This window comes from Flavobacterium sp. (assembly GCF_965277525.1).
In the GTDB taxonomy this organism is placed as follows: Bacteria; Bacteroidota; Bacteroidia; order Flavobacteriales; family Flavobacteriaceae; genus Flavobacterium.
Genome location: NZ_CBDIDC010000005.1, coordinates 1,341,750 through 1,367,916 on the forward strand (window position 1 = coordinate 1,341,750; position 26,167 = coordinate 1,367,916).

20 protein-coding genes are annotated in these 26,167 nt (G+C 35.0%); 12 read left to right on the plus strand and 8 right to left on the minus strand.

Annotated elements, in window-relative coordinates; all coding sequences use genetic code 11:
- Positions 1-7: 7 nt before the first annotated feature.
- The 4 genes from ACQY44_RS14100 (at position 8) to ACQY44_RS14115 (ending at position 8,578) form a co-directional block, all read left to right on the plus strand.
- On the plus strand, positions 8-2,254 hold the full coding sequence (locus tag ACQY44_RS14100; RefSeq protein ID WP_428230964.1) for a glycoside hydrolase family 3 C-terminal domain-containing protein: 2,247 nt from the start codon (positions 8-10) through the stop codon (positions 2,252-2,254).
- A 61-nt stretch (positions 2,255-2,315) separates the two neighbouring features.
- Complete coding sequence (locus tag ACQY44_RS14105; protein WP_428230965.1) at positions 2,316-3,824, plus strand: cellulase family glycosylhydrolase; 1,509 nt, start codon at positions 2,316-2,318, stop codon at positions 3,822-3,824.
- A 106-nt stretch (positions 3,825-3,930) separates the two neighbouring features.
- Positions 3,931-5,880 (plus strand): sialate O-acetylesterase, encoded by a 1,950-nt coding sequence (locus ACQY44_RS14110; protein WP_428230966.1) that lies wholly within the window; start codon positions 3,931-3,933, stop codon positions 5,878-5,880.
- Between the two features lie 292 nt (positions 5,881-6,172).
- Positions 6,173-8,578 carry a glycoside hydrolase family 95 protein gene (locus ACQY44_RS14115; RefSeq protein ID WP_428230967.1) on the plus strand — a complete coding sequence of 802 codons (2,406 nt, stop codon included), beginning with the start codon at positions 6,173-6,175 and terminating at the stop codon, positions 8,576-8,578.
- Between the two features lie 186 nt (positions 8,579-8,764).
- Here the strand turns inward: ACQY44_RS14115 and ACQY44_RS14120 are convergent, their stop codons facing one another.
- The gene (locus tag ACQY44_RS14120; protein WP_428230968.1) at positions 8,765-9,307 is read right to left on the minus strand and encodes a CvpA family protein; all 543 of its coding nucleotides are present in this window, start codon (positions 9,305-9,307) and stop codon (positions 8,765-8,767) included.
- Between the two features lie 305 nt (positions 9,308-9,612).
- On the opposite strand from ACQY44_RS14120, the gene ACQY44_RS14125 reads away from it, so the two are divergent.
- The 4 genes from ACQY44_RS14125 (at position 9,613) to ACQY44_RS14140 (ending at position 12,194) form a co-directional block, all read left to right on the plus strand.
- A complete protein-coding gene (locus ACQY44_RS14125) occupies positions 9,613-9,969 on the plus strand; it encodes a hypothetical protein (protein WP_078006785.1) in 357 nt (118 codons plus the stop codon).
- Between the two features lie 166 nt (positions 9,970-10,135).
- Positions 10,136-10,585, plus strand: a complete 450-nt coding sequence (locus ACQY44_RS14130; protein WP_428230969.1) for a hypothetical protein — start codon at positions 10,136-10,138, stop codon at positions 10,583-10,585.
- 85 nt (positions 10,586-10,670) lie between these two features.
- Positions 10,671-11,690, plus strand: coding sequence for a phenylalanine--tRNA ligase subunit alpha (gene pheS / locus ACQY44_RS14135; protein WP_194617281.1), 1,020 nt, complete (start codon positions 10,671-10,673; stop codon positions 11,688-11,690).
- A 96-nt stretch (positions 11,691-11,786) separates the two neighbouring features.
- Entirely contained in the window at positions 11,787-12,194 is a 408-nt protein-coding gene (locus tag ACQY44_RS14140; RefSeq protein ID WP_121328436.1) for a hypothetical protein, read from the plus strand.
- Positions 12,195-12,424: 230 nt separating this feature from the next.
- Here ACQY44_RS14140 and ACQY44_RS14145 read toward each other — a convergent pair whose 3' ends face one another.
- The 7 genes from ACQY44_RS14145 to ACQY44_RS14175 all read right to left on the minus strand — a co-directional run bounded on the left by ACQY44_RS14145 (position 12,425) and on the right by ACQY44_RS14175 (position 22,946).
- A complete protein-coding gene (locus ACQY44_RS14145; protein ID WP_428230970.1) occupies positions 12,425-13,564 on the minus strand; it encodes a cytochrome-c peroxidase in 1,140 nt (379 codons plus the stop codon).
- A gap of 2 nt (positions 13,565-13,566) precedes the next feature.
- The gene (locus ACQY44_RS14150) at positions 13,567-15,165 is read right to left on the minus strand and encodes a DUF6850 family outer membrane beta-barrel protein (protein WP_428230971.1); all 1,599 of its coding nucleotides are present in this window, start codon (positions 15,163-15,165) and stop codon (positions 13,567-13,569) included.
- Positions 15,166-15,176: 11 nt separating this feature from the next.
- Positions 15,177-16,484, minus strand: coding sequence for a DUF4876 domain-containing protein (locus ACQY44_RS14155; protein WP_428230972.1), 1,308 nt, complete (start codon positions 16,482-16,484; stop codon positions 15,177-15,179).
- A 17-nt stretch (positions 16,485-16,501) separates the two neighbouring features.
- Positions 16,502-19,174 carry a TonB-dependent receptor gene (locus tag ACQY44_RS14160; protein WP_428230973.1) on the minus strand — a complete coding sequence of 891 codons (2,673 nt, stop codon included), beginning with the start codon at positions 19,172-19,174 and terminating at the stop codon, positions 16,502-16,504.
- Between the two features lie 374 nt (positions 19,175-19,548).
- Complete coding sequence (locus ACQY44_RS14165) at positions 19,549-20,544, minus strand: NAD(P)H-dependent glycerol-3-phosphate dehydrogenase (protein WP_428230974.1); 996 nt, start codon at positions 20,542-20,544, stop codon at positions 19,549-19,551.
- Between the two features lie 384 nt (positions 20,545-20,928).
- Entirely contained in the window at positions 20,929-22,086 is a 1,158-nt protein-coding gene (locus tag ACQY44_RS14170) for an iron-containing alcohol dehydrogenase (RefSeq protein ID WP_428230975.1), read from the minus strand.
- Between the two features lie 95 nt (positions 22,087-22,181).
- Positions 22,182-22,946: a type 1 glutamine amidotransferase domain-containing protein gene (locus tag ACQY44_RS14175; RefSeq protein ID WP_428230976.1), complete on the minus strand. Its 765-nt coding sequence runs from the start codon at positions 22,944-22,946 to the stop codon at positions 22,182-22,184.
- Between the two features lie 85 nt (positions 22,947-23,031).
- On the opposite strand from ACQY44_RS14175, the gene ACQY44_RS14180 reads away from it, so the two are divergent.
- The 4 genes from ACQY44_RS14180 (at position 23,032) to ACQY44_RS14195 (ending at position 26,167) form a co-directional block, all read left to right on the plus strand.
- Positions 23,032-23,937 carry a LysR family transcriptional regulator gene (locus ACQY44_RS14180; RefSeq protein ID WP_428230977.1) on the plus strand — a complete coding sequence of 302 codons (906 nt, stop codon included), beginning with the start codon at positions 23,032-23,034 and terminating at the stop codon, positions 23,935-23,937.
- A 124-nt stretch (positions 23,938-24,061) separates the two neighbouring features.
- On the plus strand, positions 24,062-24,754 hold the full coding sequence (locus ACQY44_RS14185; protein ID WP_428230978.1) for an NUDIX hydrolase: 693 nt from the start codon (positions 24,062-24,064) through the stop codon (positions 24,752-24,754).
- Positions 24,755-24,828: 74 nt separating this feature from the next.
- Complete coding sequence (prs, locus tag ACQY44_RS14190; RefSeq protein WP_428230979.1) at positions 24,829-25,662, plus strand: ribose-phosphate diphosphokinase; 834 nt, start codon at positions 24,829-24,831, stop codon at positions 25,660-25,662.
- 169 nt (positions 25,663-25,831) lie between these two features.
- Positions 25,832-26,167: a hypothetical protein gene (locus ACQY44_RS14195; RefSeq protein WP_428230980.1), complete on the plus strand. Its 336-nt coding sequence runs from the start codon at positions 25,832-25,834 to the stop codon at positions 26,165-26,167.

Consider the following 26,167-nt stretch of genomic DNA (forward strand, 5'->3'; position numbering starts at 1 on the left):
ATTAAGCATGAAAAACAAAATCATATACCTGTCAGCGGCATTGGCTTTTGCAGTATTAACCTCTTGTAAAAACGATACAAAAAGTGAATCAAATCCAGATTCAGGTGAAGCAAAAGAGTATAAAGGAAAAGAAATAGGATCAGAATTTGATGCCGAAATTGATAAGTTAGTGTCTCAAATGACATTGGAAGAAAAAATCGGAATGTTGCATGGTAACAGTATGTTTACCAGTAGCGGTGTAAAACGTTTGGGAATTCCAGAACTTAAAATGGCCGACGGACCACTAGGAGTTCGTGAAGAAATTTCGCGTGATAGTTGGGCTGCGGCAGGATTAAAAGATGATTTTGCAACCTATTATCCAGCGGGTGGAGGACTAGCTGCAACATGGAATGCTGAAATGGCTTATACTTTTGGAAATAGTGTAGGTCAGGAATTGCGTGCCAGAGACAAAGACATGTTGCTATCACCGGCAATCAATATTGTGAGAACACCACTAGGCGGAAGAACGTATGAATATATGTCTGAAGACCCATTTTTAAATAAGAAAATTGCCGTGCCATTAATTGTTGGTTTACAGGATAATGATGTAATGGCTTGCGTAAAACACTTTGCAGCAAACAATCAGGAAACAAACCGTGATTTTGTTGATGTTAGAATGGACGAACGTACACTTCGTGAAATTTACCTTCCGGCTTTTGAAGCTTCTATAAAAGAGGCTCACGCTTATGCCGTAATGGGAGCTTACAACAAATTCAGAGGCGAATATTTATGCGAAAACGATTATATGCTGAATAAAATCCTTCGTGATGAATGGGGATTCAAAGGTGTTGTTGTTTCAGATTGGGCTGCGGTTCATTCTACAGTAAAATCTTTAGAAAGTGGATTGGATATTGAAATGGGAACTCCAAAACCTTTTAATGAATTTTTCCTTGCGGATAAATTAATCGCAGCCGCTAAAAACAAAGAAATTTCAGAAGCAGAATTGGACAAACACGTAAAAAGAATTTTGCGCACCCTATTTCAGGTAAAAGCAATGGGAAGCCAAAGTAAAGACCGTGTAAAAGGAAGCATCGCAACTGAAGCACATTATCAGGACGCTTATAAAATTGCTGCAGAAGACATTGTTTTATTGAAAAACGAAAATAATGCATTGCCTTTAAAATTGGACGGAGTAAAATCAATTGCGGTAATTGGAAACAATGCAACGAAGAAAAACGCTTTAGGTGGATTTGGTGCAGGAGTCAAAACCAAAAGAGAAATTACACCTCTTGAAGGTTTAAAAAACAGATTGCCATCCTCAATCGCAATCAATTATGCTGAAGGGTATCTGGAACGTTACGATGAAAAAAACAAAGGAAATTTAGGAAACATAACCTCAAACGGTCCTGTAACCATAGATCAATTAGATCCGGCTAAATTGCAAGAAGCTATAGAAGCAGCTAAAAAGTCAGATGTTGCGATCATTTTTGCAGGTTCAAACCGTGATTACGAAACAGAAGCATCTGATAGAAGAACTTTAAAATTACCATTCGGACAAGAAGAATTAATTCAGAAAGTATTAGCCGTAAATCCAAGAACTATCGTGGTTATGATTGCCGGAGCACCTTTTGATATTGATGTAGTCAGCAAAAAAACTTCCGCTTTAGTGTGGAGTTGGTTTAACGGTTCTGAAGGTGGAAACGCTTTGGCAGATGTTATTTTAGGGAAAGTAAATCCGTCAGGAAAATTACCATGGACAATGCCAAAACAAATTATGGATTCTCCGGCACACGCAACAAACAGTTTCCCTGGAGGAAAAACAGTAAACTATGCCGAAGGAATTTTGGTAGGATACCGTTGGTTTGATACTAAAAATATTGCACCGTTATATCCTTTCGGATTCGGATTGTCTTATACTACTTTTGCTTTTGATAGTGCAAAAACCGATAAAACCTCATACGCACAAAACGAAACCATCTCAGTTTCAGTTGCCGTAAAAAATACCGGAAAAGTGGATGGGAAAGAAGTAGTTCAATTGTATACTTCAAAATCAGATTCAAAAATTACCCGTGCCGCACAGGAATTAAAAGGTTTCCAGAAAGTATTGGTAAAAGCAGGAAGTTCAAATACAGTAACGATTCAGGTTCCGGTAAAAGAATTGTCCTACTATGATGTTGCAGCTAAAAAATGGACGGTTGAACCAGGAAAATATACGTTGAAATTAGGAAATTCTTCAAGAGATATCAGGAAAGAAATTGTTGTAACAATCAAGTAAAAGTTTAACCACAAACTGAAAATCAGGGAGTCATTAATATTAATTTTTTAAATAATATAAAATGAAAAAAACAATAAAAGATTACATCATAAGTGCCTTTTTATGTGTCGTTTTTATAGGTGTTTATGCTTGCAGTTCAGATAAGGAAACTGCACAAAACCTAACCGTAAAAGCACTTGCAACAAGTACAGATAAGATTGATTTTGATGCCAAAGAAAATACGGTAAACGTTACTGTAACGAGTGATGTAACGGCGTGGTTAATGAACAGCTCAGATGGAAGTTGGGTAAAATTAAGTCAGGCTGCCGGAACTTCAGGATCAGTTGTGGTCAAAGTAACAGCATTAGCAAATACGACAACAGAAATCAGGACAGCAGTAATCACATTAAGTTCAAACGAAGCACAGCCCGTAAAAATTACGGTGACTCAGGTGGGAGTTGCTAAAGCTGATGGCTTATATCCAAGTTACAATACAAATCCGCTTGCAGCTGATGCTTCAGGAATGGGAAGCACTGCAGTACAATTGGCAGCAAAAATCAAATTAGGCTGGAATATTGGCAATACTTTAGAAGCAACTGGTAGCGAAACTGCCTGGGGAAATCCAAAAGTGACCAAAGCACTAATAGATGCTGTTAAAGCAAATGGTTTCAATGCCATCAGAATTCCATGTTCATGGAATCAGTATTTGGCCAATAGTGCCACCGCTCAAATCAAAACCGAATGGTTAGACCGGGTAAAAGAAGTGGTGCAATATTGTGTAGATAACAATATGTATGTTGTAGTAAACATTCACTGGGACGGTGGTTGGTTAGAAAATAATGTTACCGAAGCCAAAAGAGTAGAAAACAACGCCAAACAAAAAGCATTTTGGGAACAAATCGCAACACATTTACGTGGATTCGACGAGCATTTGCTTTTTGCCAGTGCCAACGAACCGGCTGTTGAAGATGCCGCACAAATGGCAGTTTTAACATCCTACCACCAAACCTTTATCGATGCCGTTCGTTCAACCGGAGGAAAAAATGCGTACAGAACTTTAGTGGTTCAGGGACCAACAACAGATATCGAAAAAACAAACAAGCTCATGTTGGCTTTACCAACGGATAAAATAGCCAACCGCATGATGGTCGAAGTTCATTATTATTCGCCTTGGAATTTTGCCGGTTTGACCAAAGATGAAAGCTGGGGAAAAATGTTCTATTATTGGGGAGCAGATTATCACTCCGCTACAGATACAGATCGAAATGCAAGTTGGGGAGAAGAAGCGGATCTGGAGAAAAACTTCAAATTAATGAAAACGCAATTTGTAGACAAAGGAATTCCGGTTTTGTTAGGAGAGTTTGGTGCCATTCGTCGTACGACTCTAACCGGAGACGCTTTGACCCTGCATCTAAAATCAAGAGCTTATTATCTTAAAACAGTAGTCAAACAAGCCAAAACAAATGGTTTATTGCCTTTTTATTGGGACGAAGGAAGTCTTGGGAACAATAGTTTCGGAATTATAGACCGATCTAATAATACTGTTTTTGATACTCAGGCTTTAAGCGCCATGATCGAAGGATTACAGTAAAAAATAATGGATTCATCATATAAGTGATATAAGATAATTTAAGTTTTACGTATAGTTTGTGCTTGTCTTTTCTTATATCACTTATGTGGTTTAAAAAATAATTGAGATGAAGAAAAACATAATCTTTCTTTTTATAATGTGCAGTATTCTGGCAAATGCCAATGTTAGAATGCCATTATTGTTTTCTGACGGAATGGTGTTGCAGCGCAATAAGGAAATTCCGGTTTGGGGTTGGGCAGATGCAAATGAAAAGGTTGAAGTTCATTTTAACAAACAAACCAGAACCATTCAAACCGATAAAGACGGAAAATGGATGGTTAAACTTTCTGCTGAAAAAGCGGGAGGACCTTTTCAATTATTCATTACAGGAAAAAACAAAATCGTCATCAAAGATGTTTTGGTTGGTGAGGTCTGGATTTGCAGCGGGCAATCAAACATGGAATTTCAGATGTACAAAACTCTGAATGCCGAAAAAGAAATGGCAGATGCTGATTATCCCATGATCCGTCATTTTGGTGTAGCGCAGGATTTAAGCGGAACTCCAAAAGAAGATTTAAAAGCCGGAAAATGGTTAGTGGCCAACAAAGAAAATAGTCGTGATTTTACAGCCGCAGGATTCTTTTTTGCTAAGAAATTGTATTCAGAACTAAAAATCCCAATCGGGATCATCAATACTTCGTGGGGCGGAACGAATGTAGAAACCTGGACAAGCCGTGAAGCTTTCGAAAAAAGTAATGATTTCAAATCGATGATTGCGGATGTTCCGCAAGTTGACATGGATGCGGTTTTTGAAGTTTACAAAAAGTCCCTTTTAGATAACATAAAGAAAATTCAGGGTTTTGATGTCTCGATGGAAAATGAAAACCAATTCAAAGAATTCAATTTTAATGATAAAAACTGGCCGGAAATAAAAGTGCCGTCACTGTGGGAAAACCAGCAGATAGGCAATATCGATGGCATAGTCTGGATGCGTAAAACCATTATACTTTCTGCTGAACAAGCCAAAACCGAAGCCATTTTACATCTATCAAAAGTAGATGACGAAGATATCACGTATGTCAATGGCGTTCAGGTAGGAACCAACAAAATATGGGAAACACTAAGAATTTATAAAATTCCGGCCGGAGTTCTTAAAGAAGGCAAAAATGTAATCGCAGTTAGAATTTCAGATTATTCCGGAGGTGGCGGAATCTACGGTGATCCAGCCGATCTGAAAATTCAGTCCAAAGACACCAATATACCACTCGAAGGACTTTGGGAATTTAATGTCGTTCAGGTAAAAATTGCAGTTTCACCAAACAGTTATCCGTCGTTATTATACAACGCAATGGTGAATCCGTTGGTTCCGTATGCTTTTCAGGGTGTTTTATGGTATCAGGGCGAAGCGAATGTCTGGAGGGCAAACCAATATAAAAAAGCATTTCCGCTAATGATTACAGACTGGAGGACAAAATGGAATCAAGGCAACTTCCCTTTTTATTTCGTGCAATTGTCTACTTTCAATGAATTTAACGGAAACAGTAAAGTAGGCAGCCGTTGGGCAGAACTTCGTGAAGCACAACTTGAAACCCTGAAATTACCCAATACCGGAATGGTTGTAACCACCGATATTGGTAACGCAAAAGACATCCATCCAACAAACAAACAAGATGTAGGTTTGCGTTTGGCGGCCATTGCATTGAATAATGTTTATGGCAAAAAACAAATCTACAGCGGACCAATTTTTAAATCTCAGGAAATAAAAGGAAACGAAATTATCCTTACTTTCGATAATGCCGGAAGTGGGTTATCAACTTCCGACAATTCAGGAAAGGTAAAAGGATTCGAAATCGCCGGTGCCGACAAGATTTTTCATTCCGCGAAAGCGATCATAAAAAACAACAAGGTCATCGTTTCGGGCGAAAACGTGCCAAATCCCGTTGCCGTTCATTACGGTTGGGCAGATGACGATACCGAAATCAACCTTTTTAATAAAGAAAAATTTCCAGCATCGCCTTTCAGGACTGATAATTGGGAAATGATTACAGCGAACGAGAAATATAAGGTTAGTAAATAAGTTAGAGGTAAAAGGTGAAAAGTTCAGTATTAATAACTTATTTCGAGATGATTATTAGGGCGGTCGGGCTATCCGCACTACTTCGGTAGTTTGCTCCTATCCCTCACGCGTGCATATTGTGGTTACATATCCTAACAGGTTTTGGAAACCTGTTAGGATACTAAACCTGATGAAAATTTTAGAAAAGAGTTCCCGAAGAACTACATTTTTGTAGCAACGGATTTTAATCCGTTGATCAATAAACGAAAGACATATTTGTAGCGAAGAAACGACACATATTAAACATTATAAAATGAATCAAAACCTCACAAAAACATTTCTCATTTTACTATTCACTTCTTTCTGCATAAACATGTCGGCCCAATCCAGCCATGTTTTATGGTACAATCAACCCGCGGAATTTTTTGAGGAAAGTTTAGTTCTAGGAAACGGAAAAATGGGAGCAACTGTTTTTGGCGGTGCAAATTCAGATAAAATTTATTTAAATGATATTACGCTTTGGTCGGGAGAACCCGTAAACGCCAACATGAATCCGCAAGCGTATAAAAACATTCCGGCCATTCGTGAAGCACTCAAAAATGAAAACTACAAATTAGCCGATGAACTAAACAAAAAGATCGAAGGTAAAAACTCAGAATCATACGCACCTTTAGGGACATTAGAAATCAATAATTCTGAGAAAGGAAAAGCAGTCAATTACTATAGAGAACTGGATATTTCGAATGCAGTATCAAAGGTGAGTTATGAAATGAATGGTATAAAATTTACCCGTGAATATTTTGTTTCGGCACCGGACCAAATCATGGTAATAAAACTGACGAGCAGTGTAAAAGGAGCTTTAAATTTTGATATTAATTTAAGGAGTTTACTAAAATCAAATGTCGAAGTCAGAAGTAATATTCTGGTAATGAATGGAGTCGCTCCAATTCATGAAAATGCGGGATATACTGTCTCACCAAAGTACAAAGAAGTAAAAGAAAGAGGAACAAGATTTACCACTTTAGTTCAAATAAAAAAAACAGACGGGAAAATTACAAGTTCAAGAGAATCTTTAACCTTAAAAGAGGCGACGGAAGCCATCATCTATGTTTCTGTTGGAACAAGTTTTAATGGCTTTGACAAAAATCCGGCAACTGAAGGCCTGGATGACGTTTCAATTGCCTTGCAGAATCTGAATAAATCAGTTGCAAAACCATTCGATCAGTTAAAAGAAACTCACATTGCTGATTATCAAAAATTCTACAATCGCGTTACTTTAGATTTAGGAAAAACAACAGCTCCGGATTTACCAACAGACCAGCGTTTACTAAGATATGCTGACGGAAAAGAAGATAAAAACCTGGAAATCCTGTATTTCAATTACGGGCGTTATTTGCTAATTAGCAGTTCAAGAACAATGGGAGTTCCAGCAAATCTACAAGGAATTTGGAATCCACATTTAAATCCGCCCTGGAGCAGTAATTACACTATGAACATTAATCTCGAAGAAAATTACTGGCTGGCTGAAAACACCAATCTTTCTGAGATGCATTTGCCATTGTTGAGTTTCATTAAAAATCTTTCGGTCACGGGAAAAGTCACTGCGAAGACTTTTTATGGCATAAGCGAAGGTTGGGCTGCCGCACACAACTCGGATATTTGGGCAATGACCAATCCGGTGGGACAATTTGGGAAAGAAGATCCAAGTTGGGCGTGCTGGCCATTGTCCGGGGCGTGGTTGAGTACGCATATTTGGGAACATTATATTTTTACTCAGGATAAAAATTACCTGAAAAATGAAGGGTACCCTATAATGAAAGGCGCAGCACAATTCTTTTTAGGCTGGATGATTACCGATAAAAACGGAAATTTAATTACATCGCCATCAACATCTCCTGAAAACAAATACATTGCACCAGATGGTTTCATCGGAGCAACCATGTACGGCGGAACAGCTGATCTCGCTATGATTAGAGAATGTTTCGATAAAACGATAAAAGCCTCAAAAGTATTAAATACAGATGCAGATTTCAGAGCAAAATTAGAATCGGCACTTTCTAAATTCCATCCCTATCAAATTGGGAAAAAAGGAAATTTGCAGGAATGGTATTTTGACTGGAATGACGAAGATCCAAAACACCGTCATCAATCGCAATTGTTCGGACTTTTCCCCGGAAATCATATCACCCTGGAAAAAACGCCTGATTTAGCCGAAGCCTCTAAAAAGACATTAGAAATAAAAGGCGATGAAACTACAGGTTGGTCAAAAGGCTGGCGCATCAATCTTTGGGCAAGACTTTGGGATGGAAACCGTGCCTATAAAATGTTCCGTGAATTATTGCGTTACGTAGATCCGGACGGAAAGAAAACCGATAAACCAAGAAGAGGAGGAGGAACGTACCCGAATTTATTCGACGCGCATCCGCCATTTCAAATCGATGGCAATTTTGGCGGAGCCGCAGCCGTTGCCGAAATGCTGGTTCAATCAGACCAAAACGAAATCAGATTATTACCCGCTTTACCGGATGCCTGGGAAACGGGGTCAGTAAAAGGAATTTGTGCCCGTGGAGGATTTGAAATCGAAATGAATTGGGAAAGTAAAATCCTGAAGAAAGTTACGATTTCTTCTAAAGTAGGAGGGAAAACAACTTTGATTTTCGGAGATAAAAAACAAAATATCGTTTTAAAAAAAGGAGAAAAATTAGAAGTGAACTGGTAAAATAGTTTTAAATGCAATCTTTGTCAAACCCTACAGGTTTTTAAAACCTGTAGGGTTTATTATTTTTAAGCTCATCGGAGCAGTATGTTTATAGCAAATAATTGTAGGTAGGTCAATCAAGCTCCATCGGAGCGACATATTTTATAAATATATTGTCCCGCTGGGACTTTCTTTTTGAAATAATATTTATTCTTTTTCAGAAGATTTCTCTTCAGAATTTTTAGCATGCTCTTCTTTAAAAGTATCGTACCATTTTTCGATAGAAGGATAAACGAAAGCAGCGACTTTTTTTATCGGATTATAAAAAAAATATTTATCGAGAGTTTCTTTTTTGGCAAACGTTTCATTGAAGTTCATTTTCTCAAACAATGCGATAAAAATACTCAAAATCAGAATCGTCTTCAAAATTCTAAAAAAACCTCCGCCCAATTTATTAGCCCATCCCAGGAAAGCAAAATCAGCAATTCCAGTCAGGATTTTGGCTAAGAAATAAACGCCTATTACTACGAGAATAAAAGTCAGGATAAAAGCTGTAACCTGTATCGTATTCGGATTCCACGAAACATGTTTCATAATCAGTTCCTTCATAAAAGAAGAGAATTTAATTGCAATGTAAATTCCTAACAGTAAAGAAATAAAAGAAGCCACTTCTACAAAAAGGCCGTTCTGGATTCCTTTATATAAACTAAAAGCCAAAAGTGCGCCAACAATAATATCAAAAAAACTCATGTTTTCTGTTTGTTTAATTAAGGCGCAAATATAAAAGAATTATCTGCTTTTTTAAGGTGAAGGTGCAAAGGTTCAAAGCTGCAAAGGTTCAAAAGTTTTAATTTTAGGCATCTGATAATATTCATTTAGTTAATAATGTATGAGAAATCTTTAATTTTAGGTCTTTGCACTTGAACTTCCTATCTTTGCAATAATAATTTTAAACTTAAGATTGTTGAATTCAGATTTAAATAATCTTTAAATCGTGCTTCAGTCTTGAATCTCCCGATAGCTATCGGGACTAAAATCCACAAACACCAATAAAAATGTCCAGAGATACACAACTAAAAGAACGATGGGAAAAGCTCGTCGATATATTATCTAATCAGTTCTCGCAAGGAGAAGACTTAGATTTAGATGCCATAATTTACCTAATTGGAGTTCAGGAACTCGGAAAAGTACACCGCGAATTCAAAAAAGACGAAAAATTAAACCTGATGCACATCGCTATTTGCCGATTATTAGAACCTTACGGTTTTTATGAATTCGATTTTTTTGATGCAGAAGGATGGCCACATTACAAAGTAAAAGAAGAATTGCCGGCACTAAAAGCAGGAGAACAATCGGTTTTGATGAAAGAAGCCATTGTAAATTATTTTTTAGAAAGAGAACTTATAGAATAGCCCCTATAGCTATAGGAATCAGTTCACAGTCGCAGTTTTCAGTGCCTGGTAAACTGAAAACCGCGACTGAAAACTTAAAAAAAGAGAGATGTGCAGATATGCAATGGTTTCCTATAAACCACATTACGCTTGTTTTAATTGTCGAAAAACATTTAAGAGAAGATTGATGAATGACATAAACAGAGGAGAGAAATCGGTTCAGGAAGCAAAATGTCCGGAATGTGGAGACTTAATGGCGAGTATGGGACTTGATTTTGAATCACCAAAAAAAGAGGATGCAAAAAAATGGGAACATATGAAAAGTCTGTACTCTGTTGGAATTGCTTTTCATTCCTGTGGCTGCAGCGGTCCGGGTTATATTCCTAATTCTAAAGAAAAAATAATTGAATATTTTGAAGATTTAAAAAGGACTTATCTTAAAAATATTGATTTTTGGCGTTCCAGAATAGAACCAACGAATAAAGTCGAAAAAGATAAAGAATGGAATAGAAGCTGGGCTGAACTGGGTAAAGTAGCATCAAAGCATAAAAAAGAAATTATTAAAAATGACGAAGGAATAACTTTTTGGCTGGAAAAAGTGAAACAAATAGAACATAAAATTAGTTTGGTACGATAGATTCATGAATTTGAAAGGAAACTTTAAAATTTAGACTTCATACTTAGAACAAAATCCTTAAATTTGCACCTTCAAAGTAAGATCGATGATAGACAAGATAAAACAACATATAGAGGAAGCTAAAGCCTTTAATGATAAAAATAAAGAATCCTTAGAGCAATTCCGTATTAAATATTTAGGAAGTAAAGGATTGTTGAAAGAGCTTTTTTCAGAGTTCAAAAATATTCCAAACGATCAGAAAAAAGATTTCGGACAAGTAATCAATACTTTGAAAGCTGTTGCTGAAGAAAAAGTTCGTGTCATTCAGGAAGAACTGGAAAGCAAACAGGAAGTAAAAGGAATGTTTGGCGATTTAACGCGTGCTGCAGAACCGGTAATTATTGGTTCCCGTCACCCAATTTCGATCGTTAAAAATCAAATTATAGATATTTTTGCCAACATTGGTTTCAACGTTTCCGAAGGTCCGGAAATCGAAGACGACTGGCATAATTTTACCGCATTAAACCTTCCGGAATATCATCCGGCGCGTGATATGCAGGATACATTTTTCATTCAGACCAATCCTGATGTGTTGTTGCGTACGCATACCTCATCTGTTCAGGTGCGTTATATGGAAAATCACAAACCGCCTATTCGTACTATTTCTCCGGGACGTGTTTTCCGTAACGAAGCCATTTCATCACGTTCGCACTGTATTTTTCATCAGGTGGAGGGATTATACATTGACAAAGACGTATCATTTGCAGATTTGAAGCAAACATTGCTTTATTTTACTAAAGAAATGTTCGGAAAATCGAAGATTCGTTTACGTCCGTCATACTTTCCGTTTACAGAACCAAGTGCCGAAATTGATATCTATTGGGGTCTGAAAACCGAAACAGATTATCGTATCACAAAAGGAACAGGTTGGTTAGAAATTGGAGGTTGCGGAATGGTTGATCCTAACGTTCTTAAAAATTGCGACATCAATCCGGACGAATTCAATGGTTTTGCTTTCGGAATGGGAGTAGAGCGTATCGCAATGTTATTGTACCAAATTGGTGATATTCGTATGTTTTACGAAAATGACGTTCGTTTCTTAGAGCAATTCAAAGCTAATATATAATTTAAGCCGAAAGTCATAAAGTCGAAAGTCGAAAGTCTCAGTAATGGCTTATGATTTTCGACTTTATGACTTTTGACTTTTAAACTTTTGACTGATATGAAAGCAGATATAACAATCCCCGAAGTAGAAAACGTATTCCTGGCAGCTGTGCAGGAATGGAGCGACGATTTTATGGAGAAAGTGTGGTACGCTTATTTGGTGAACGACAGCGATTTTAATTTAGACAGCGTTATGGTCGTTTCAAAAGCATTTGGAACGATAGATGGCGAAATGAAAAAAACATCCGTTCTTCGTCACGCCTTTGTTGAAGTTCCGGCAGTCTCAGTAGTAAAAATCGAAATGGTAGAAAAAAGTTTACTGGTTTTGAACAACGAATTTATGGTGACTTTTTTCATTGATAATAAACTATACGACAAGAAATTCATCTTCAAATCAAACCTAATCAACGAAAATGATACGGAAGAAGTGCCAATTTTGTTTGTTGAGGGTGTGATGGTGAAGTAAGATTTTAGAATAAAGAGAATAGAATAAAGAGAATAGAATAAAGAGAATAGAATAAAGAGAATAGAATAAAGAGAATAGAATAAAGAGAATAGAATAAAGAGAATAGAATAAAGAGAATAGAATAAAGAAGAAAGAGTCAAGACGAGTATTAATCAGTCTTGACTCTTTTTTTGTTCTCAAAGTATAGACGTCTATTCTCTTTATTCTAGCCTATTTCTTCTCTTTAAAAACTATTGCGGTAACTCCGGTGGTCTCATTTTATAAGCCCCTGTTGATAAACTATTTATAAAAGCTTCCAATGCATTCAGTTCTGATTGATTCAGTTTTAACTTTTGTATCAGTCTGGAAGTTGTAGGGAATAAAGTATCATTTTGTTGACTCTCTTTTCTTTTAGGTTGTGGCATTCCGGCATTATACATGTTTAATACACCACGTAAATTGGGGAATAAACCATTGTGCATATAAGGTGCGTTTTGAGCTGCGCTTCTTAAAGATTGCGTTTTGAATTCGCCAACATTTTCTGCCTTTCCTGTTACGTTATACCTGCCTAAATCTTCGTATTCTCTTCCGTAATAGGTCAAACCTATATTATGGAATTTATTGTCCGAGAAATTAGCGGTATTATGGCAATTGATGCATCGCGCTTTGGTACGGAATAAATGCAAGCCTTCAACTTCTTTATTACTTAATTGTGTAGAATCTCCTGCAACAAACTTGTCAAATCTGCTTTTCGGACTTATTAAAGTTCTTTCAAAAGTCGCGATTGCTTTTAGGATTTCGGTTTGAGTGAGTTTTTCTTTGCCAAATGCCTTTTGAAAATAAGGTTTGTAGCCTTTTATCTTGTTCAGCCTTTTTGTCGCTAAATCGATATGAAAATTCATCTCTTTGGTATCTTTTATAGGAAAGCTTGCCTGGTCTTCGAGCGTTGCCGCCCTGCCATCCCAAAAGAAAATTTTCGCGTAAGCGATATTCATCAAACTCGGAGAATTTCTAATACCTTGTAACCTCCCTTCTCCATACGAAACCCTTCTGGCATCGCCCCAATTCAGTTCAGGATCATGACAATTGGCACAGGAAATTTGTCCTGATTTGGATAATCTCGGATCAAAAAAAAGGACTTTACCCAATGCTGCTTTTTCTTCGGTGTATTGGTTGTCTTCAGGAAATTCAGGTTGGCCTAAAGTACCAATATCTTCAAAGCCTTGTGCATAAACAATCGAATCTACTTCCGGTTTTGGCCATTTTTGATAATCACCGCTGCTGTATAATCTTTTTAATTCGGAAATAGAAAGCGTTGGGTTAATCTTAGTATAAGAAACGATAATAAGTGATAGTACCATTACCCCAATGGCAATAAACTTTGTTTTCATTTTTAATAATTTAATTGTACACCACACTGAACCCAATACGTAGTATTGGTATTGATAATGGCATTATAATCGTTTTGTTTTTTAAGTGCAATTTTTTCGTTCAAATTGGTAAAAAAGACCACTGTTTTATTATTTTTTACCGGATAACTATATTCAAGTCGAACTGTCGGAGCAAAATAATTTGTCGTACTAACAGCATAATCATGTATAATGACTTCATTAAAAAAAGTACTGTTGCCACCACCCGAAGTATCATAATAATCTAACTTGGAAGGAAGTGAAAAATACAGATTAAAGCTTACAGTTGTATTTAGTTTACTTTTTTCAAAAGCAAAATCACGGCTGCCAAAAATTCCTGTGTTGAGGGAATTGATATCGATATTAGTTGTAGCCAGAACATCGCTGTAACTGTTTTTTTGATATTTCACATCCAAACCATATAAATAATCAATTTTAGTATTTGTTTTCTTTGAAATAGAAGTTAACCAGTTAATTGTATTTATGGAACTTTTGTAATTATGCCCTTTACTTTTTACATCATAGTTAATACTATTACTATTATCATATTTAAAAGTCGATTTTAATTCTTTGCTGTTCCACTTGTGTAGTGCGAATAATTCAGCATGATTTGTCTTGGTTTCGTATTTAAATCTTACATAATCTTCAGTTCCAAAAGTATTAGTGTAAAAATCATCACTGGATTTTTGATTATAATACAAAGCAGTAAATGTATTGTTAGTATTACTAAGGCTATATCCTAAACCAATTTTACCAATTATGTCTTTGTAAAGAAATCGGGTGCTATTGTAATAGTTAGATTTGAAATAATTTACAATTCTTCCATATCCGGTATTGAACCTTAAATAAGTATCCGGATTAGCTTCAACGTTTGAGTGATCATCTTTGTATAAATATGAAAAATCTTTGTCTGAACGTGTATAGCTTACTAAGGTAAAAACTTTATGATTTTCTTTTATTTGATATCCTAATTGTAGTTCTCCTCCTAATTTTCTTGAAATTATTTGAGGTCTGGGATCAAGATTTCTGCTAAATTTTTCAGCAGTGTAATTTATCTTAGTAGCAATTGATATTTTATTAGTAATGTCTTTAGAAAGGCCGCCAGTTAGATAATATTTTTGACTAGTCCAATCTGCTTTTCTGGGAACAAAAAAGTAATGTGGCGCTATAATTTCCTGATCTTCTGCTCTGTCATCTGAGAGTACCCAGCCAATATCTTTCTCATCTGTTTTTTGGATTGATAAATCACCAAATAATTTCCACTTAGCTTTTGTTGTATAATGCCCCTGCGCTAAAAACTGGTATGTATTAATCTCATTTGCAACCTGTGTTCGGGCAAATTCATTTTTTTGATATTTGTATGAAACCTCACTAAAAGTAAAATCTTTGATGTATTTGCTCGTAAACACAATAGGATAATTGAATAGCTGGTTTTTTGTTTGTAAGTCAATAAGATGATTGGATATAACAATACTATCCTGTGCTTGTAAAAAAGGAGAGAAAAAAAAGAATAAAAGGAGTAATGCCCAGTTTTCCTGAGCATTACTTTTTATATTGAAATATTTAAAAATATTGATTTTCATTAATGAAAATTTTAGTTGAATCCTCTTGGACTTGCAGTTATTTCAACAAAATCATTGCTGGAGTTATTCGTGTCTTGTAAAATAATTCTTCCCGCAATTGTTGTTTTAGTTTTTCTAATTACTGACTTAGATGAAAACGCACCTGATGGCAAATAAGTAGTTCCGCCGTCTATTTGAGTGGCTAGTTTTTTAGGAATATAATTTGAACCTAAATCTTTTGTAGTATCAACACCATCTATAATTACAGTATTTGGGACCTGAAGGTATAATGTAGTTTCTCCTTTTGGATTTTTATAACTTTTCAGGTTAGCAAAATCTGTGCTTGGCATTTTAAAAATAGCATATCCATAACGACCTGCAGTATCTAATATCATGTCTTTATTCTTGTTTCCCCAATATGCAATATTTAAGTCTGGTACAGCTGGATTTTGAATGTCATATAGGTAAGTATCGCCTAAATATGTACCCAGGAATGATTCGAAATCAGCAGTGCTTAGATCAAGTGTTAGTTCAGGGTTTAAAATACTGACTGATTTCCCATTGTTATCCATATAATTAGATTTATGGTTAATGGCATTTTGAGCAATTACAATACTTTTACCTGGCTGAACCGGAAATTGAGTTCCATTACCAGGTATGATAAAAATGTTAGAAGCATAAACATAATCCGTATTTGCTGCATTTCCCATTGTCATTCCTGTAGATTTGCTCCAGTCATATTGACCGTTAGCCAAAGTATAAGGATAAACTGTAGTAGCAAATGAACCATACAATTGAGCTATATATAGTCCATCTGCATATTGAACTGTGTTTGAATTATTGTAAATTTCAATAAATTGATCTCTTATAGAAGCTCCTTTTTGAGTATCAGAGCCACCATAATGAATTTGCTTAAGTACAAAATCACCTACTTTAGAGGTTTTCATTATAATGTTAATTGAAGTTGTGTTATTATTTACTGTTACACTGCTTTCAGAACCGTTAAAATTAATTTCGGTTTCAGTAGGCGTGTAACCGAAAGTATCTGTAAATTCTGCTGATTGCATAATTTTAGTGGCAGAAACGGAATAAACTCCCGGTAATATCTGGTTGAATTGGGCGTTTCCACTATCATCTGATTTTACGGTGTATTTATTTCCTGTTTCATTGTTTACAATAGTAACAGATGAGTTTTTTGTAATTACACTATTGAATGTTTCATCATATTTAACCAAAATAGAAAAGTTTACAGGCTTTAAGGCTTCATTTTCATCATTATTACTACAGGACTGAATTACTAATGCAAGTAATATTATAATAGAGAGAATAGTTTTTTTCATAGTGTTATATATTAAGTTTAAAATTGATATTCAAGTCTTGTTCCAAATGAAAAATTGGCTATGTTTGATAATGTTTTTAAGCCAGAATCGTCATAGTAATATGGTTTTAGATTTAGGAAGTTTGTTGCATAAAAGGAAACATTGAATCCGTTTAAGAAATCTTTTGAAATACGTAAGTGAAAATTGTGTAATGCATTTTGTAGTTTATTTTCGGTTTCGGTGCTTTTTTTAATTAAATGCCCAAACTTTTGAAAATTTGCTCTGTCTTCAACAGGAATTTCGTGATATATCATTTCTGAATCTAAGTATCCATTGGGGAAATTTGCTGTTGGTGATTTTGTATTTCGTAGTAAAATATGTTCCGTTCTCATCGAAATCAATAATCCAACAGAAGGGATATGATAATTAAAATTAGAACTGATAGTAAAATTGTCAAATAAACTCGTTCTTGGATCATAAACCCCATATCTTTCTGGTGATAAAAGGCTGGTAGAAGCCTCATAACTTTTTACATCCGAAAAATCTTTAGTGTGTACATACGAGGCATTCAGGCTAATGTCCAGATTTAACGGATTAATCTTTCTAAAATTTATTGTAGCCTCAACACCTTTGTCTTCTGACGAATTATCATTTGTTATGGTATTGGTGAAATAATAAAAATTTTCAGTTCCCACAATTTGATAGGTAGGAATTTCACTTCCAACTATTGTAACCTGAGCTTTTGGAATAACTTTATATTCCGGATTTTTCTGAGTTGAAAAACCATTATAAAGTTTATTATAATACCCTGAAAAATTCATCTGCGCAAAAGGCAGGTTAACATCAAATCCTACTTCAGATCGATATGACTTTGATGGTTTAAGATTTAAGTTGTCCCCTGGCGTTATGATAGTCTGAATCCAGGCTTTTTGATAAATTCCCGGATAGGTATAAATTCCGCTTCCAATTATTTTATCCAAATATCGTTCTCCGGTATAAAGTTGATTAAGTGAAGGGGCTTTTGATGATAATCCAAATCCACCACGTACTTTAAACATTTTGTTAAATGAAAAAAAAGAGTTTATACGAGGCTGAAAAGACATGTTTCCTAATTGATTATCAAATCTTAATCCCAGATCAACATTAAGAATTTGATCGTTCTCAAATTTTTTAAAGATTCTGTCTTCCACATAGGCAGACATTTGAGTTTCTGTTTTGGTATTGTTAAAAGCATAGTCTCTGTAACCTAAAGTACTATCTCCATTTTTTGAAAGAGCATAAAAATTTAATAAACCAGTAACAGCATTTTTTCTACCTTCTCCTTTGTTACCACTTGTTCTGTTTGAAACTCCAAAAACTAAACTATGAACCCATCTCTTCTGATTTGTGAGTACTTTAGTCGCTTCAAAACTGATAAAACTAGAAATAGGAATACCTTCTACGGTATTTACACTATTATATTGTGTTGGTAATATAATAGCTTCATGAATACCCTCTTCATAAGTGTCTGTAGCCGCTGCAGAGGTCGTATTTGTCCATCTGTCTCTTCTTGAAAATTGCCTGTCATAACTAAAACTTCCATTTATATTTATACCATCCACCCATAGCCTTTTTGGTTTCCACATAAAATTATCAGAAATAGAAAATCCCTTTTTTTCATTTCTGGCTACTGCGGCATTAATATCATCCGGATCTGTTTTGGCTTCGTCCAGGTTTAATCTAAAAGAGGTACTAACTGTATTTTTTATAGTGGAAGATTTATTTTTATAAAGCCAGGACATATTTCCATTTATTCTTTCATAATCCAGTAAATTATCTCTCGGATCGGCCTTAGAATCCAGATAATTAATGGCTACATTTATGGAATTGTCTAAGTCTAATTTAAAACCTTTTGTTAAGTTTAATTCTGATGTTGCGTCTCTTATAGAGGCAGATACCCGATATGGACTACTTCCTATTTTAGTTGTTATTAAAACTAATCCAGAAGTTAAATCACCATATTTAGCGGATGGAATTCCCTGAATAACTTTTATTTCTTCAATATTGTCAGTTGAGATTTCTCTTAAATCAACCCCTGCATTTGCATTTGTAAAGGTTTTTGTTTTCGTTCCAAAAGTATCAAATGTAAGGCCATTAGGATTGAAGGATTGCATGTTTTCATTATTGGATATCGGAATATCGTTCATAACAAAAGAAGTTCCAAATGCTTTTATATTGTAAGTAGTTGAAGAAGGAGTCGCAGTTCGAAATGCAATATTTTTAAACCCGTTTAAGTCAAAAGTAGTTGTGATTTGTCCCGGAAGCTGTTGTAAAACATCATCTAATGAAAAAGCCTGAACATTATTTATCGCATTTGTTCCCAAAGTGAGCTCAGAGTATTGGCGTTGCTTATTAGCAGTAACTACAACTTCTTTAAGACGAAGTGTATTGTCTTCTAAAGAAACGGTGATGAAATTTTCGTTATTTTTTAAAGTAATATTAGACTCCATTTTTCCCAGTAGAGAGAAATTTAGTTCTATATCTTCAAAATAAGGAATCGTAATTATAAACTTTCCCTCTTTATCAGAAATACTCCAGGTGTCAGATTTTGCATCTCGAATAAACACTCCCGATAAAGAAGTGGAGGATTCTTTATCGATGACTATACCTGTAATAACTCTTTGAGAGAAAACAGAACTCGAAATGAGCAGGAAAAATAAAAGAAAACGCATTGTTTTTAATTAGAATCAATAAAAATAATAACGCAAATCTATTGATAATTCTTTATGAAGCAATGAAAAATAAGCGAATTGTAAAATGGAGTATGCTTCAAATTGTGAGAAAATAAGATTCAGTAGCTTTTTTATTTTTGCTGTTATATTGTTGACAAACAGTATAATGTGGGTTTTGTGTTTTTGTAAGAGTAAAGGATTAACTTTTTTTTGGTAAGATGTAGGTTTGATGTATTATCGGGCAGAATATTTCTTGTTAATTCTTGTTCCTTTTTTTGTTTCAGCTTTAACTTGTAAAAATTGGGCATAAAAAAAGAGCTGGAAAAAATTAATTTTCCCAGCTCTTTTTTATAACTGTGTAAGTAAACTAAAAATTAATCCAAAGATTCTGTTAGTTTTTTAAATACAGCTTTAGCGTCTTTTCCTTCGTATAAAACCGCATAAACCGCGTCGATAATTGGAGTTTTTGCCCCGTAACCCTGATTTAGCTTATAAGCACTTTTGGTCGCATAATAACCTTCGGCTACCATACTCATCTCCATCATCGCACTTTTTACGGTATATCCTTTTCCAATCATGTTTCCGAACATTCTGTTTCTCGAGAAAACTGAATATCCTGTAACCAATAAATCGCCCAAATAGGCAGAATCATTAATGTTACGTTTCATTTTATGTACTTTTCGGATGAATTTTTTCATCTCACGAATTCCGTTACTCATCATAACTGATTGAAAGTTATCTCCATAACCTAAGCCGTGAGCAATTCCGGCAGCAATGGCATAAATGTTTTTAAGCATTGCAGCGTATTCAGTACCAATAATGTCATCAGAAATTTTTGCTTTGATATAATTTCCGGACAATGATTTAGCAACAATGCTGGCTTTGTCAGGGTCACCACAAGCAATTGTCAGGTACGAAAGTCTTTCTAAAGCTACTTCCTCAGCATGACAAGGACCAGTAATAACACCAATGTTATAATACGGAATATCGTATTGAATATGAAAATGCTCTCCAACGATTAAACTCGTCTCCGGAACAATTCCTTTAATGGCTGAAAAGATAATTTTATCGGCCAATGAAACCGTTAAGTTTTTGAGTTCAGCATCTAGAAAAGCAGACGGAATAGCAAAAATTACATAATCTGCATATTCGACTGCTTCGTTAATATTGTTGGTCAATTTAAGTTTTTTGGTATCAAATTCAACCGAACTTAAATAATTTGGATTGTGTTTGTATTTCTGAATGTGCTCGATCGCAGCATCATTACGCATATACCAGGCAATTTCTGAAAGATTCACGCATAACATCTTTGCAATTGCCGTAGCCCAGCTTCCTCCTCCAATCACTGCAAATTTTAAATTTTCGCTCATTATTTTAATAATTTAAAACAAAAGTACTTAATAATGTAGTAATAATACAAAATCTCATTTAAGAAATTTAAAACCCATCTTTAAATTCAATGGTTTTCAGCATTTTTAAAAAAAATAAGAAATAGTCTTACTCCTATGCAATAAAAACACAACTACTACGTTGTAACTTATTATAAATTAGAATTTTAATGAGTTTAACAAAAATTGAGTTAGTTAGTTTTATTTTAGTATTGTAGAAAGGCGTTCCTAAATAAATTAAGAACGCCTTTTTTTTTGAAATTCCAAATGTTTGCGCTTGACATTAAAGTTTAAAATCCAAATAAAAAATTCTAATAACGTAATTGATCGTATTGGAATTTAGAATTTAAAAATTTGAAATTTATTTTAGTAACTCATCTCAACAATCGACTTTACCTTATCTAAAGTAATCAATTGTTTTTCTCCTAAACCTTTCCAGCCTCTTTCATCAAAACGTTTCACAATAAAATCAGCTGTTTTGCTGTAATCATCTGTGTATTGAGAAAGTTTAGTATCCATGCCCATAGTATGGAAAAATTCAACTGTTTTGTTGATTGCTTCCTTAGCCACCTCTTCATCAGAACCTGTCAGGTTGAAAATTCTTCTTCCGTATTGCGCTAGTTTCTCTTTTTTAGTCTCAAACATTACGTTATACAAACTTGGGCCAATGATGGCCAAAGTTCTGGCGTGATCAATTCCGTATAAAGCAGTTAACTCATGACCAATCATATGCGTTGCCCAATCAGAAGGAACACCTTTTTGAATCAATCCGTTTAATGCCATCGTACAACTCCACATAAAGTTAGAAGCCAAAGCATAATCAGTTGGATTTTCTACCACTTTTGGACCCACTTCGATCAACGTTTGTAGAATTCCTTCAGCGATTCGGTCTTGCAAATAACCTTCGTGTGGATACGTCAGGTATTGTTCCATTACGTGTGTATACGCATCAACAACACCATTTTGCAATTGTCTTTTTGGTAAAGAAGCAATCACGGTAGGATCGCAAATAGAGAATTTAGGGAACATAGCGCTTCCGCCAAAAGCCAGTTTTTCCTGAGTTGACTGGATCGTAACGACAGCTCCTGAATTCATTTCGCTTCCGGTTGCCGGTAAAGTCAAAACGGTTCCAAAAGGCATTGCATTTTCTTTAATCAGTAAACGTTTCTGTAAAATATCGATTGGATTTCCATCAAAATTAACGGCTGCTGAAATGAATTTTACACCATCAATAACAGATCCGCCACCAACAGCCAGAATAAAATCGATTTTTTCTGCTTTGATCACTTCAACAGCTTTCATTAAAGTCTCAAAATGTGGATTGGGTTCAATTCCGCCAAATTCTACAATATCAAAACCTTTTAGATTGTTGATTACTTGTTCGTGAATTCCGTTTTTAAAAATACTTCCGCCACCATACGCCAATAAGATTTTAGCATCTTCTGGAACTAACGTCGAAAGTTTTTCTATTTGTCCTTTTCCGAAGATTAAATTCGTCGGATTGTATAATTCAAAGTTTAACATTTTTTTTTCTTTTTTAGCTACTAAGATTCTGAGTTGCTAAGGTTCTAAGTTTTTTCTATGCTGCTCAAAACTTGGCAACTTAGAACCTTAGTGCCTTATTTAGTTAATTTTTCTAATAATTTACCAGCGACTAATTTAGAAGATGCCGGGTTTTGTCCTGTAATCAAAAGTCCGTCTTCTACAGCATAAGGTGCCCAGTTTGGTCCTTTAGAAAATTGAGCTCCATTTTGAGTCAAAGCATCTTCTAATAAAAACGGAACCACTTTAGTTAAGCCAACTGCTTCTTCCTCTTCGTTTGTAAAACCGGTTACTTTTTTACCTTTCACTAAAAATTCCCCATTTACTTTCACGTTTTTCAAAACTGCGGGAGCGTGACAAACAAAAGCGACTGGTTTTTTATGATTATAGAAAGATTCGATTAAAGCGATTGAGTTTTTATCTTCGACTAAATCCCAAAGTGGTCCATGACCTCCCGGATAAAAAACAGCATCATAATCTGCCTGGTTTATCGTCGAAAGTTTGTGTGTGTGTTTTAATTTTTCCTGTAAAGTCTTGTCAGCATCGAAACGTTTGGTGTCTTCGGTTGCAGATGCCGGATCAGCACTTTTAGGATCAATTGGTGGCTGGCCTCCAAGGGGAGTTGCAATCGTAATTTCGACTCCCTGATCTAATAATTCATAATACGGTGCGGCCAATTCTTCTGACCAGAAACCTGTTTTTTCTCCTGTATTGCCCAGTTTATCGTTACTGGTCACAACAAATAATACTTTTTTCATACTTTTTTTATTTGATTTTTGGGCCATAACTGAAATGTTAGAAGCTCCGAATGCTATAATTGCGAGTAATGCTATTCTTTTCATAGTTTTAAATTTTTATCAAATTTACAGCTTAAGTGATATTTGTAAAAATAAAATAAACTATGTTTGTTATAAATATATTTATATCATGGTAAATCTGGAATGGTACAGAACCTTTAAATCTGTTTACAAAAACGGCAATTTTTCGGTTGCCGCCAAAGAGTTGTTTATGAGCCAGCCAGCGGTCAGCCAGCAAATTTCGATGCTGGAAGCACATGTTGGTTATAAGTTATTTAATCGAAAGTCGAAAGGTGTCGAAGCAACCGAATACGCTAAGTTACTCAATAATTTAATCATAGATGCGCTCGATCGCTTAGAAAATGTCGAAAATGGCTTTAGGGCTAAAGCACAGGATTCTAATCGGTTAATATCTGTTGGTGTTTCAAAAGATCTATTTGATAGTTTGGGAAGTGTTTTAATTTCCAAATTTGATTTTATCGATTTTACCTTTGCAGATAATGATGCTCTTTTTGCATTAGTAGATGCTAAAAAGCTCGATTTCGCAATCATGACCAAAAGATTTGACACTTTTGATACCATTCAGGAAATTGTGGGGAAAATTAAACTGGTAATGGTGGCGTCTATGAATCTTGAAGCAACAGAATTCCGTCAGAAACTAAAATCAGATAATTTTACAGACACAGAACAGTGGCTAAACGAACAAAAATGGTATTGCCATGATGCGAGAATTTCCCATATAAAAATATTTTGGCTGCATGCTTTCAATAAAAAAAGGCCATCTATGGTGCCTAATTATATTATTCCGTCAGAATCAGAAATGCTCGAAATACTCTCAAAAAATTCAGGAGTAGCTGTAACCTGGAATTGTAATGCGAGAAAGTATATTAAGGAAAATAAGTTACAATTGCTGTGGAATAGTTTTCACGTGCCGGAGGAATACGTATATTTATTGACCGCTAAAAACAATAATTTAAGTTCTTTTTTTGATACTATTACGAAAGAGCTAAAGCTGTTTTTAGGGAATAGATTGTAATTTATCGCACAAACCAAATTCAGTTTTTTGCCACGAATTAGTGAACATGAGAGAGAAAAAATTAGTGATAATTAGTGCAATTCGGGGTTAACTTTCTAATGGGTCATTATTTATATTTGTTATTATGGAAAATTTACAAAATATTAGAGTTGCTGTCGATGCCATTGTTTTTGGCTATAAGAACAACAGCTTGTATGCACTTCTAATCGAACAAAAGTTTGGTTCTGCTGATAAATATTGGGCTTTGCCGGGCGGATTAGTAAAAAACGATGAATCCTTAAGCAATGCTGTAATTCGTGAACTGCATGAAGAAACCAATGTTCAGTTGACATTCATGGAACAATTGTACACTTTTGGGGACGACATTCACAGAGATTCCAGAAACCGTGTTATATCGGTTGCTTATTATGCATTAGTCGAAGCGTCGAATTTAGAAATCAAAGCAGACACAGATGCCGAAAGGGTACAATGGTGCAAGATAGATGAAATTCCTTCTTTGGCTTTTGATCATAATTTAATTATCAAAAAGGCAATCACAAGGCTAAAAGCAAAACTGACTTACGAACCAATTGGTTTTGATTTACTGCCTGAGGAATTTTTGTTCTCAGACCTGGAGAATCTCTATTGTACCATTTTAGAGAAAGAAATTGACCGACGCAATTTCAGAAAAAAGATCCTCAGTTATGGCTTTTTAGATCAGACAGAACATTTTTCACCCATAAAAAGCGGTCGCCCTGCAAAACTTTTTAAGTTTAATAAATTGAAATACAATGAATTAATAGAAAAAGGCTTTCACTTCGAAATAAAGTTTGCGTAATTTTTACACAAAATAAATTGTTTATTAAATAATTAAATCTATATTTGCGTATAATTAACGCAAACTACAACGCTATGATACTTAACTTAGACCCAAAATTCACTCCGATCCTTAATCAGGAAGAAATTAAATTTCAAAGTTTTACATTTTCTGGAGGAGAACCACATATTAAAATTGATCCTGATTTTGATACCACTCAAAAAGTAACGATAACACACCGATTGAATTCATTCAATGATTTAGGGTTGTTGTGTATCACCGTAGATGCTTTACGCAGAATGGATGTTAAAGTAATCGATTTGTTTGTTCCCTATTTTCCGGCTGCAAGACAAGATCGTGTGATGATCAAAGGAGAATCTTTATCTGTAAAAGTATATGCAGATATCATCAACGGACTTCAGTTAAATAAAGTTTCTGTTTTTGATGCGCATTCAGAAGTTACGCCTGCATTAGTCAACAATTGCGAAGTGATTCCGAATCATACTTTTATTCAACAAGTATTAAAAGTAATTGGCGAAAACGTAAAACTAATTTCTCCTGATGGTGGCGCTCTGAAAAAAATCTACAAAGTTTCTGAATTTTTAGGCGGAGTAGATGTGGTAGAATGCAGCAAAAGCCGTGATGTAAAAACCGGAAGATTATCAGGATTTAAAGTATACGAAGATGATCTAAACGGAATAGATTGCTTAATTGTAGATGATATTTGCGATGGTGGCGGAACTTTCGTTGGCTTAGCCGAAGAATTAAAAAAGAAAAACGCCGGAAAATTATATTTAGCTGTAAGCCACGGAATTTTCAATAAAGGTTTTGAAGTTTTAGATTGCTTCGACAAAATATTTACTACCAATTCAGTAAAAGATTTTGAAGGCGAAAGCGTACAAGTGATAAAGTTATATCAATTGGTCTAAATAAGTTTCAAGTTTCAGGTTTCAAGTTGCTGTAGAGAACTTGAAACCTGAAACAAAGAAAACTTCAAACAAAAAAGAAAGCTATTAACCGTTTCAAGTTTAAGATTTCAAGTTTTACATTTCGTGCAAACCTGAAACAAAGAAAACCTGAAACAAAAACCACAAAATTATGAGCGATGATTTAAAACCAAGATTTATTGAGTCTTTAAAAAGAAACAATGATCAGATTAGAGAAGACAGAGCCAAAACAATTGGTGCCGATTCTGAGTTAATTTACAGACGCAGAGTCGAAGATATTGAGCTGAAAATAAAAAGATTGGAAAGAGAACAGGAAGGACTTATAGATATTAGTCCGTTAGACAAAAACAGTTTGACTTTTGCTGATTTTCAACCGGAAGCCTTTGTGCAAAAAGATATGGAATTGTCATTGACCATCAGAAATTTAAACATTCAGTTTGAAGTGACAAAAAAGAGATTCGAATATTTATTTGGTAAAACATTTTAG